The sequence below is a fragment of the Shewanella sp. SNU WT4 genome, from assembly GCF_006494715.1.
Classification (GTDB): domain Bacteria; phylum Pseudomonadota; class Gammaproteobacteria; order Enterobacterales; family Shewanellaceae; genus Shewanella.
On the sequence record NZ_CP041151.1, the window covers coordinates 2617348 to 2629879 of the forward strand.

Annotated in this window: 5 protein-coding genes; all 5 read right to left on the reverse strand. The window is 43.1% G+C overall.

The genetic code is table 11. The annotated features are described in order from the left end of the window. Positions 1-59 precede the first annotated feature (59 nt). The gene (locus FJQ87_RS11755; protein ID WP_140932789.1) at positions 60-4901 is read right to left on the reverse strand and encodes an NAD-glutamate dehydrogenase; all 4842 of its coding nucleotides are present in this window, start codon (positions 4899-4901) and stop codon (positions 60-62) included. A gap of 259 nt (positions 4902-5160) precedes the next feature. Continuing rightward, a complete protein-coding gene (locus FJQ87_RS11760; RefSeq protein ID WP_140932790.1) occupies positions 5161-7479 on the reverse strand; it encodes an MMPL family transporter in 2319 nt (772 codons plus the stop codon). A gap of 41 nt (positions 7480-7520) precedes the next feature. Beyond that, complete coding sequence (locus FJQ87_RS11765) at positions 7521-8558, reverse strand: YCF48-related protein (RefSeq protein ID WP_140932791.1); 1038 nt, start codon at positions 8556-8558, stop codon at positions 7521-7523. A gap of 48 nt (positions 8559-8606) precedes the next feature. Beyond that, positions 8607-9971, reverse strand: coding sequence for a DUF1329 domain-containing protein (locus FJQ87_RS11770; RefSeq protein ID WP_140932792.1), 1365 nt, complete (start codon positions 9969-9971; stop codon positions 8607-8609). Between the two features lie 13 nt (positions 9972-9984). Continuing rightward, a complete protein-coding gene (locus FJQ87_RS11775; RefSeq protein WP_140932793.1) occupies positions 9985-12024 on the reverse strand; it encodes a DUF1302 domain-containing protein in 2040 nt (679 codons plus the stop codon). Positions 12025-12532: the final 508 nt, after the last annotated feature.

Genomic DNA, 12532 nt, shown 5'->3' on the forward strand with positions numbered 1-12532 from the left:
CTCCTAGACCTAAAAAAAGCCCCGGCAAATGCCAGGGCTTTAGATTGATTATTATGAGTTTACTTTTGCCCTTCACAATGAAGGATGAGTAAGTTCAGTTCTCTTAATGCCACTGAAAACTTCGCGAATTCATGGGTTCGTGTCGTTTTAAAATCAGCAAGCATGTGGAACCAACGCTCCAGTAAACCTTGATTTTGTTCAATCCACTGCCGAATAATCGTATCTGCCTCGCAAACATCAGTACAACTTCCAAGAACTACCGAAGCTAACGATCTTTGCTGCCAATCAAGTTCTTCACGGAAAGAGGCCCTAGCCAATGCTTGCCAATGGTTAGCCACAGGTTGAGCACTGATTTGTTCTAAGAACCAATGCAGTTCTAACTGTGCACCCAGTTTGAAGTAAGTTTCAGAGACTAATGCCACTGGCTTATTTTCATTTTGAGCAATTTGAGCAATGTCTAGTGACGAAAATAATGTACTCATTTTAGCAATAAGGTTTGCCACTGGCTCAGTGACGCCCTCACGCAATAAGGCATTCTTTTCCTGTTCCAGGGCTTCAATTTCTGCAGTCACCATGTATTTATTGACATTGCTCGTCAACTCAACAAATACCGGACGGTAGAAGGCAATATTCTGCTCTATGCTCATGGAGCGGTTACGATGGCGTAGGAACCAACGACACGCTCGGCGCATATTGCGACGCAATTGGAACAGCATCTCACCTTTAACAATCGCAGGAATGACACTATTTAGTGCTGCGATGTTTTGAGTTAGTTCTTCAAGACCAAAGACTTCACGGGCAATAGTATAACAAATAGCGGCATCGGCAACTGAGGCGCCTGTCTCATCTTGCATACGTTGCACAAAATTAAAGCCCATATCATTGACTAATTCATTAGCAAGACTTGTGGCAATAATTTCCCCGCGTAACGGGTGCTGCGCCATACGTTCGCTGTATGTCTGTTGCAGCTTTTTCGGGAAATAAGCAATTAATAACTTACTCAAGAAACTGTCATCAGTAATTTCAGGCGTCACCAATTGTTGCTTAAGCACCATCTTGCCGTACGCCACGAGCACTGATAATTCAGGACGAGTCAAAGGCAAATTCTTCGCTAAACGCTCGGCCAATTCATCTTCACTCGGTAAGAATTCCAACGCTCTATCGAGCTTGCCTTCTTTCTCAAGATATTGAATGAATCGAATTTGCTCCTTAAGCTGATCAGCACCATGCACTTGCGTCACAGAAATAGTGCGAGTTTGTGAGCGACAATCGTTTATTACAATTTCACCCACTTCTTCAGTCATCTCTTCAAGCAAGCGGTTACGTTGCTTCAGAGTTAACTCACCATCGGCGACCAAGGCATTGAGTAAGATCTTGATATTAACTTCATTATCTGAGCAATCAACACCACCCACGTTATCCACGAAGTCAGTGTTTAGGCGTCCGCCCTTGCTCGCGTATTCAATACGGCCCAGTTGCGTACAACCTAAGTTACCACCCTCACCAATGATCTTGGCATTGACCTGAGCACCATTGATACGCAAGGTATCGTTAGCACGATCGCCAACATCAGCATTGGTTTCACTCGATGATTTAATATAAGTGCCAATACCACCATTCCAAATCAAATCAACTTTAGAGGTTAACAGTTCTTTGATTAACTCAGTCGGCGTAATAGTGGTTTTTTGAGTAGCCAGCAACTGCTGAATTTCAGGCGTTAAGCTAATCGCTTTGGCGCTACGCAAGAAAACCCCACCACCTTTAGAAATCAGTTCGCTATTGTAATCACTCCAGCTTGAGCGCGGTAAGTTGAATAAACGCTCTCTTTCTTTAAAGCTTTTTGCCGTATTAGGCATAGGGTCAATAAAGATGTGCATATGATTGAAGGCGGCCACTAGGCAGATATGCTCTGATAACAGCATGCCGTTACCAAACACGTCTCCTGCCATATCGCCGATACCAATACAGGTAAAATCAGTGGTTTGACAATCAATACCAATTTCGCGGAAATGGCGTTTAACCGATTCCCAGCCACCTTTAGCAGTAATGCCCATTTTCTTATGGTCATAACCGTTAGAGCCACCTGATGCAAACGCATCACCTAACCAAAAGTTATATTCCAGCGAAATAGCATTAGCGATATCAGAGAAGGTCGCGGTGCCTTTATCTGCTGCGACAACTAAATAAGCATCGTCACCATCATGACGCACCACATCTTTTGGCGGCACTATGTCACCGTTTACAATATTATCTGTGATATCTAATAAACCACGGATAAATAATCGGTAACAGGCTTGACCTTCAGCCAGCGTAACGTCCCTATCAGCATCCAACGGCATTTGTTTACATACAAAGCCACCTTTGGCGCCAACAGGCACAATCACAGTATTTTTAACTTGCTGGGCTTTCACTAAGCCTAAGACTTCGGTTCTAAAGTCTTCACGGCGATCAGACCAACGCAAACCACCACGGGCAACTTTACCACCGCGTAAATGCACCCCTTCAAATCGTGGTGAATAGACGAAGATTTCAAATTTTGGCAGTGGTTTTGGCATTTCAGGAATTTGCTCAGGCGCAAATTTGAATGAAATATATGGCTTAACCTCACCGTCCTTCACTTGATAGAAGTTGGTACGCAAAGTGGCATGAATCAAATCTAAATAACGACGAATAATGCGGTCATCATCCAGACTAGAAACTTCATCAAGACGTTTTTCGATCTGCTCAGATAGCTTGTCTAAACTGCGGCTTTTTAATTTAGGATTAAATTTACGAGCAAACATGCTTAGCAGTAATTCGGCAATATCCGGGTAACGGCTAAAAGTTGATTCTATATAAAACTGCGAGAAAGTCGCATCGATTTGGCGCATATACTTTGCATAGGCGCGTACCACAGAAACTTCACGGCCAGATAAGCCAGAGGCTAATAGCAGACGGTTAAAGCCATCATCTTCAAGCCCTTTATTCCATACAGAGCTTAACGCTTGCTGGAATCTATCCTGACTATCAACCAAATTATCCGTACGACCACTTTGAATCGTCATTAAGAAGTCTAAAATCCAGAAGGTTTGGCCATCAGTAGTTTTGACTTCATAAGGGCGTTCATTAATGACTCTCAAGCCAAAGTTTTCCAACATGGGTAGAACGTCAGATAAATGAATGGGCTCATCTTTATGGAATAACTTTAAGCGAACTTTATTATCATTTAATGCCGACTCTTGCGGCTGATAAAATAACATGCCGAGTTTATGGCCATCATCTAATGACTCAAGTTGCTGCATATCGACCACAGCAGCACTCGGTAATACATCTTCTTTATAAGAACGTGAAAATGCATTTAAATAGTTTTTATTAAGGCGATTACCGGCATCATCACCTAAGGCGGTATTCAGCGCGATATAAAGTTTATCTTCCCACGATTTAGCGGCTTCTATGAGATTATTTTCAATCGCTGACACATCAACATCCACATTGTTATTATCAACTTTAACGATATAGTGCGTTCTAGCTAAGGTTGACTCAGAAAAGTAGGTAGTAAATTCTACCGGGTCAGAGCTTGTAAAGTGTTTGGCTAAAATTCGCTGAGTATCTTCTCTAAGCTTGGTGTTATATCTATCTTTCGAGACATACACCATGCACGAGAAGAAACGACCAAAGCCATCTTTACGCACAAATAATTTAAGCTTATCGCGGTCCTGCATTTGCAGAACGCCGTGTGCGAGATGCGATAATTCATCAACACTGGCTTGAATTAACTCATCGCGCGGTAAATTTTCTAAGATATTTAACAGGGCTTTATAATCATGAGACCGTTGTGCTAAGCCCGATTTACTCATCACTCGCAGCACTTTATCCGCGAGCATAGGGATTTCCCTAGGGCTTCGGTTATATAAGGTCGAGGCGTATAAACCTAAGAATCTATCTTCACCTATCACATTGCCTTGCTTATCAAAACGCTTAACCCCTACGTAATCAACGTAGGCTGGGCGGTGAACTCGACTCTTAGCGCTGCTCTTAGTTAAAATCAGTAAGCTGCTATCTAACGCTTCACGACGGGCGGTATCTGATAAAGTAGATAATAATAAGCCTTGCTCAGGCTGATCTTTACCAGGCTTTTTCATCAAGCCAAGACCTGTATCCACATTCGGTATTAATTCAACATCACCTTTGACCCGTTTTAAGGTGTATTGGCGATAGCCAAGTAAAGTGAAGTGATGATTTTTGAGGTACTCAAGGAAGTTAATTGCTTCAGTGAGTTCCTGCTGTGGGCCAGGGAAAGGTAACTGTGGCAATTCCTTGATGGTAATAGCCAATACGTCTGACATCGCTTGCCAATCATTGACAGAAGCTGCGACATCAGCAAGCACTGAATGAATTTCTTGTTCCAGTGCCTTGATTTCTTTACCATTATTTTGACGATCAATTTCTATGGTAAATACAGCGACTTTTTCTGCGTCATGGCGGCTTTCAGTGATAAACCCAATGTAAGAAACCGCATCATTAGCGCGTTCTATCGCCAGCGGCGTATGCAGCATAATATGAGCAGTAATTCCTAAACGATTGAGCATCATCCCCACAGAATCGATTAAGAAAGGCATATCGGGAGTAATCACTTCAATGATCGAGTGAGCTGATTGCCAACCATGCTTAGCTTGGCTTGGGTTAAACACTCTTATATGTGTTTGACCTAGAGTCGTTTTATTAAGGGCATTCCACAAACTGAGCACAGCACCATACAGGTCACTGTCATTTCGCATATTCAAATCATCTTTTGACATGTTTGAATATAAGCAAATAGCCAGTTGTTCTACTTGCTTGGCTTGAGTTTGAGGTACTTTTGAGTGGATAAGACTGACTACATTTTCCAGTAGTACTGAAGGCATTGCATCTTTCAGAGCCATGTTGCTGAATCCTTAAGCGTCTATGGCAGCGCTTTATCATTATATGGATGCTTCGTTTTTGGCGCCGGCAACGAAAAAATGTGACCGGAGTCATCGCTCGAGTGTATTACTAAATCCTTTGTATTTCGAGGTAAATTTTAGTGGTAGATCCTGTCAATTACTAGTTTAGGACTTGGTTAAAATGTATAAATGCAATTATTAGCACATTTAATAAATAACTATTCAACAACAAAAAAGGAGCCTAAGCTCCTTTTTTACATCAAGATGATTGTTTTCGCCAGAACAATGAGGCTAGCGCCGGTAACACAATAATGGCACCGATCATGTTAAACACGAACATGAAGGTCAACATGATCCCCATATCCATCTGGAACTTGAGCGCTGAAAACACCCAAGTACTCACACCTATGGCTAAGGTTAAACCGGTGAAAATAACTGCACTACCTCGCTCTAACAAGGCTTCGTAATAAGCTTGTCTGACAGGCATACCGGCTCTTAACTTAGATGACATAGTAGATAAAATATAAATGCCATAATCAACACCTATACCAACACCTAAGGCAATGACAGGCAAGGTACTGACTGTTAAGCCAATATCTAATAATGTCATTAACGCCTGAGCTAATGTCGACACCACAAATAACGGTAAAATCACCACTATTGTGGCCTTTAATGATTTAAAGCTCAGCAAACATAAAATGAATACGGCGAGATACACATAAACCATCATAGGTATTTGCGCTTCTGACACGGCTTCGTTAGTCGCTGCCATCACGCCCACAGGGCCTGATGCTAAACGAAATGTCAGTTTGTCATTATTCATTTGCGCCGCAAGGGCTTTCACCTTAGCAACCACTACCTCAATAGTTTCCGCCTTATGATCATCTAAAAATAGATAGATAGGCATCACAGAACAATCACTATTAAGTAATCCTGTGGTTGATGGAATTTGCCCAACGGCTTGCACTAAGCTTGCCGTGGTGCGCGGTAATACCTGCCATTTAGCATTGCCTTCGTTGAAACCACCATTGACTTGTTTGGCAACACTTGCCAATGAGGCGGTGGAATCAACCCCTGGAGTATTGGCAGCAAGCCACTGAAATTCATCGATTTGATTTAATACTTCATGGTAAGTACAAGCTTCTGGAAAGGCTTCAACTATCACAGTCATTACATCAGTCGTCACACTGAAATGATCAGTAATGAACAAGGTATCTAGGTTATAGCGGGAATCTTGATGCAGCGCCGGCGCACCAGCGTGCAAATCACCAATTTTCATGCGGTTTGAGTAATCGAGCCCAAACCAGAATAAGGCAATGGTGGCAAGCACAACCGCCACTCCCACTTTAGGAGTGGCGAAAATTGACATCTTATACCAGAGAGCCTGGGTCTTGGCGGTTTTTTCAATATTTTGGCTGGCAGACGATGGTGACAAATCAAACAAGGATATCAGCAATGGCAATAACATTAAGTTAGTGAAAATAATCACGCCAACACCTAAAGATGCTGAAATCGCTAATTCACGGATAATACCGATATCTATGGCTAATAAGGTTACAAAGCCAACGGTATCAGACAGCAACGCCACGCCGCCAGGGATCAATAACGTACGAAAAGCTAAGGTGGCAGCAATTTTAGTACTAAAGCCTTCATCAACTTTGCTGTGTACCACGTTAATAATTTGCACCCCGTGACTCACGCCAATAGCAAACACTAAAAACGGCACCAGAATCGACATGGGATCAAGCCCAAATCCAATCACAGTCAATAAACCTAACTGCCAAATCACGGCAATTAAACTACAGAACAAGGGCAGAAGAGTTAAGGTCATCGAGCGGCAGAAAAACCATACCATCAAGGCTGTAATAGCAATGGCTATCAAGAAAAACAACAATACCCCTTTTGCGCCATCGGCTACATCCCCGGCCATCTTAGAAAAACCTATGATATGAATACTAATATCTTGGTTTTCAAACTTGGCTCGGAGCTCAGTTTCGAGCTTAGCGGCAAAGGCTAAGGTATCTAAGGGTTTACCTGTATCAGGGTCAAACTCCATCAATTGCACCGTCACCATAGCCGCGCTGTAATCTTTGGCTATCATGCGACCAACAATGCCCGCCTTTTCAATATTGTTACGAACTATCTCAAGTCCTTGAGTATCATTGACATAGTCTGCTGGAATAACCGGCCCTCCAGCAAAACCATCTTCCACCACTTCAGTAAAACGCGTAGAGGGTGAAAATAGAGATTTCACCTGCGCGCGGTCAACGCCGGGGATAAAAAACAGCTGATCATGTACCTGCTTTAAGGTATCAAAAAACACTGGATTAAAGATTGATCCCTTACGGTCCGCCACGGCGACCATGATGCCATTGGCACCACCAAAATCCTTTTGGTGTTCCAAATAAGTCTGCATATAAGGGTGTTTTAGCGGGATATTTTTGACAAATGCCGCGTCCATTTTGAGTTGTGTCGCTTGATAGCCTAAAAATAGGGTGATCACAGCAAACATCAAGATGACAGCAGTCCGATTTCTAAACACAAATGACTCTATGCCATTGACCAATTTATCTAACATAGTTAAGGCCCTATTATTATTGTTTTATCCATGCGCACCCACTAATTAGTAGCTGTTTTAACCACCCCACCGCTACCAACCGTCCACCATTGTCCTAGGCGATCACTTGCCATATCAATTAAGCTTTCGCCTTGGCGACCAGTCAATAACTGAGGCTTAAAATTTGCGTCCAAATACACCCTATTACCCGCATTAGCCATGATATATAAACCGCCTTTATCATCACTAATTAGACCATTAATACTAGAAGTAATAGGTAATTCAACAGTTTGCCAATTGGCTAAATTCATATCTGCTCGGAACATATTACCGCGCAGTCCGGCTACCCATATTTGATTGCCATGCTCAACCACGGCAAACATAGAACCTTCATAGCCAAGTTCCAGCGGTGTAAAGGTTTTACCTAAATCGGTACTCACTGCCACTAAACCTCGCTCCCCCACAAGCAGCAAACGTTTATCAGATAACTGAATAATGCGATTGAAATGAGGCAACATAAACATGATTTCTTGATCGTACGCATTAGCATCTGACGCTTTTAACTCAGCTAAATAGTCTCTGTCTTCTACTAGCAATAACTCTTGATGAAATTCATTCACCCAAGTTTTACCCCCATCTTCTGTGCGGTAAAACAGTCCGTAAGCGCCAATAGCAACACCTTGCGTTTCATTAAAAAATAACACATCCAGTAACGGTACTTCTTGTTCTGGCGATTGGCGCTGGACTTGCCAAGTTTTGCCACCGTCTTGGGTATGGATAATGGTGGCATCATGTCCAACCGCCCAGCCATGGGTGTCAGAAATGAAACTCACTTTAGTCAGTAAGCTTTGGGTAGGCGTGGGAGCTTGTTGCCAAGAGTCATTAAATACCAGCACATGGCCGCGTTCACCGACGGCAACCAGTGAGGTTCCAACCTTTTCGATATCAAGTAATAAGGATGTGGGTGCTAAGGGCTGAAGCTGAGATCGCAGTGTAGAGCCGGATTCACTCTCAAGAGCAGCACTGGTCAAACTTGTAGTGGATAACCAGATAAACAAACTACCGAGGGAGAGACTCGTGCGAAGCGTGTGATACGACATACATACTTCCTGTGAAAATGGGGGCAAATGCCCCCAACTAATTAAGAATTAACGGATGCCTGAGCGGCGTAACGCATCTGGAGTAAAGTTAGCTTCAGTAAGAGTGACACCAAAGTCATACATACCACCTTCGTTATCTAAACCAATGGCGAGATAACGACGAGTCTGCAGATCATGGAAGACTTCTAAGGTACTCCAATGAGTAGGCACTTCGTAATAGTTCAGACCATGGGCAAAGGCAACGCGATATAATTCATCACGGTTATCGTACATATCGGTAGCAGATACTTGCCATGAGTCTTCATCGATATAGAACACCCGAGTCTTATAGACATGACGCATGCCGTCTTTAAGCGTGGCTTTCACTTCCCAAACACGGTGTTTTTCCCATCTCACATACTCAGGATTAATATGACCTTGAGTCAGAATATCCTTGTACTTGAGCTTATCTGAGTGCAGTTTGTAATCGTTATAAGGGATTAGAATTTCTTTCTTACCCACTAATTCCCAGTTATAGCGCGACGGTGAGCCGTTAAACATGTCGTAATCATCTGTGGTACGTAAACCATCAGACACTGTGCCTGGGGTATCAAACGATACGTTGGGTGCTTTACGAACGCGGCGCTGACCTGTGTTATAAGTCCAGGCCTGACGCGGCAGAGCTTCTTGATCCATGGTTTCTTTTACAAGCAATGCAGTGCCTGCTAAGCGCGCCGGTTGAGTCACGACTTGTTTGAAGTAAAACAAAGTGTTGCTTTCAGCTAGTTTTTGCGCCGTCATTTCTGGGCGTGAGTATTGGAAACTCAGCTCTTCACTTAATTCAACCAAAGAGAAATCGCCGCCCTTAGTTGGCGCAGCTTGATTTCGCTCAGTGGTAGCATCAACGCCGCGATAGCGCAAAATATGGTTCCAAATGACTTCTAAACCATTGGCTGGAATTGGAAATGGCACGCCAATGGCTGCGCCACTGAGGCCATTGCCACCACTGATAAGTTCAGCCCCTACCGCGTTGGCTAAAGTCGCGTCATACACATATTGTGGATAGGCTGCGCTACGGTGAGTTGGGTATACATTCATCTTAAAAGTGTCAGGATAGAGCTCAAGCATCTTGAGTTCACCTGGGGTCAGTAAATTTTTATACTGATCTTTATTAGCATTCGTCACGGTATAAAGAATGCTATCACTGGCATAAGGGTCTGGATGATGATCGCCTTTGTTATAACCCGCAATCGGTTTACTAATACCGCCATCCCAGGCAGGAATAGAGCCATCAGCATTACCAGCACGCTCGGCCCCCATAGGTGTTAATTCTTTACTTAACTTGGCAGCATCCGCTTCTGACACTTTAGCTTGAGCTGCAGACATCCCAAGTGCCGCTAAAATCGCAACAGATAACAGGGTTACTCTTTTCATTATTATTGTCCCTTTAGATAGAGTATTTAACGTTAAACGAGACATAGTCTCTGTCTTCTAACAAGTTGGTGGTACCAACGCCACCAAAGAATGCGTTATACGAAATATCCGCACTCCACTTGTTTTGATAATCAAAGTTAAGACCCATACCAACCGCCTTTTTACCTTCAGTAAACAAGAACATAGGGTCGGGAGTGATACCATTGACATCATGAGAGAAAATGGTGCGCGCCGCGAGATTCACACCAGAAAAGACGTTAAAGAAGTCAGCCTTACCCACTAAGCGATATCCCCACGCATGCGCGGTCGGAAATGGGTTAGTTTCAGGGCCATTATGCAAGGCTTGAATAATGCCAGGCATGTTCGGATTACCACCTGAACGACCGGTACCTGGGCCATTGAGGCGTAACACATCATGATGAGGCATATCATGAATCCACACCCCACCCACTTCTGCTAATGCCGTTAAGTTATCTGTCCATAACGCTGGACCAAATAAATGGGTAAAGGTCATCTGCACTTGCGTGGTATCACGCAGAATATAACCTTCAGCATAGGCACCAGGGTCAACCACACGGTACTGAGAAATACCATCTAAATCAGGGCGTAAACCTGCATTAGCTAGTTGCTGCGGCATAGCGGCGAATAACAATTCAACGTCATCAATTTGCAGTGGCTCATCTTGGCGGTGAGCAATTTCACCCGCCACCGCAGTATCACCTACTAATGTGTTGAAACTAAGGCCATAAAGTTTAATGTCTTCTGGATACACAACTTGCGCTTTGGAGAACGACTGTAATCCTAACAGCGTATTGCGATCGATATTACCCGCTTCGCGACCAATAATTGCCAAATCTTGCAGTAAAGCACCTGTCGTAAAGTTAGACGCTGTACCACTAATGAGTGGTCTGCGACTGTGATAATTCATGTAATACAGACCAAATTCGGTTTCAGCTAACTGCGGTGCGTAATAGCCAAGTTTGACACCAAATTGTCCATCATCAGACGCTTCTTGCTCGTCATACACTAACGTTGCTTTGGTTGGATAAGCCAATGCCATGGCCACCAATTGCTGAGTTGGAATAGTTTGGCCAGACGCTATCATGGCGCCCAGTTTATTGTATTCGCTAATCAGAAAATCAAGGTCGGTATCAGGATTGGCGTTAAAGCCAAGCTGAGCATTTTGTGAATAACCACCAAAGCCCGCAAAATCTGTGGTAGAGAAAAATGAACCAGGAGGCGGAACCCAAATTGGCTTCCACTCATACTGGTAGAAAGCCTCGACAGATAAATTATCGGTCAAGCCTAATGAGGCCCACAACATACCTTGAGGGCGGAACGCTTCTTTCAGTTCAGCGCCTGGCGCGTTGAGGATATTTAAATCTACAGGGTTAATTTCACTGATACCATGGGCAATTAACGTGCTTTCGCCCCATGACACGACTTGATTACCGACGCGCACTGATAAAGGATTTTGGCCATCATTTAAATCAAAATCACCATAAACGAAGGCGTCAAGTAAACGAATATCTCGACAAATTACTTCTGACGCTTGTTTATCTTCACAAGGGTCAAATTCTTTACCTGTCAATGGATTCGAATAACCATAATCCCCTTGCTCTGTCTTGTTATCATAAAAATACATGCCACGGACAAATAATCCGTAGTTTTTATATTTAAGAGAAAGTTCGTGCAGGCCTTTAGCAATTTCGGAGGTGGTATCGCCTTGAGCATAAAGAAGGTTACTGAGATCGTTGTTACTGGAGTAAGAGCCTGCTTGAGCCCAAATTTGCTGAGATGAATAAATGGTATTACCGAAGGCAGAATAGCCATCCCACTTAAACTGTGGCTGATTGACCTTACCAATCAGATCCCAGTTTCTGTCTTCAACTCGCCAACTGGCACCTACTGTCCAGGTTGAGTCAAAGGTGCCTTCCACCTCGCCCCAATTAAAAGCAAAAGCATTGGCCTGACTACTTACCCCTGCTGCCAAAGCTGACGCTATCCCCAATGCCAGCACAGTTTTACTAAATCCACCCTTCATTATTCTCATCTCGCGTATCTCCATAACCTGCTCGACTCTTTGTTATAGGAATTTGAAAACTAACATTATGCTAGCCTGCAGATAACATCATTGTTACAGGTTTTTTGTGATATGAGCAAGGTCATTAAAGTAAAAATTACAAAGCGAATTGAGGACTTATCATCTATTTAGAGGATGAAATTATAAAAAGGATTTGAATAATTAGTCGCATGGCTGTTACGCCAGACACAACCACAAGCTAACCCATTAATTAATAATGGATTAATGGAAAACTTACTAGATTCAAGCGCGAATCAACACTAAATCAGTCGTTTGAAGTAATTACTCTAATTAATTAATAATTTTAAGTGTTTAGCCTAAGCTGTTAAAACTCGCAACTAAGTGCTAGGTGTAAGATCTTAAGCAGCTTTTTAGCTACATTCTTGCCGATAAGGACATAATTATTAACAAATCATGAACGTATTTGAGTTTGCAAGGAGTGACAGTTTAAAAATTGTCATAAGCCACTGGTGAAGAT

Bases quoted from the DNA above. Each gene is read 5' to 3' on its own strand.
- FJQ87_RS11770 (WP_140932792.1), bottom strand. From the start codon at position 9,971: ATGAAAAGAGTAACCCTGTTATCTGTTGCGATTTTAGCGGCACTTGGG.
- FJQ87_RS11765 (WP_140932791.1), bottom strand. From the start codon at position 8,558: ATGTCGTATCACACGCTTCGCACGAGTCTCTCCCTCGGTAGTTTGTTT.
- FJQ87_RS11775 (WP_140932793.1), bottom strand. From the start codon at position 12,024: ATGAGAATAATGAAGGGTGGATTTAGTAAAACTGTGCTGGCATTGGGG.
- FJQ87_RS11760 (WP_140932790.1), bottom strand. From the start codon at position 7,479: ATGTTAGATAAATTGGTCAATGGCATAGAGTCATTTGTGTTTAGAAAT.
- FJQ87_RS11755 (WP_140932789.1), bottom strand. From the start codon at position 4,901: ATGGCTCTGAAAGATGCAATGCCTTCAGTACTACTGGAAAATGTAGTC.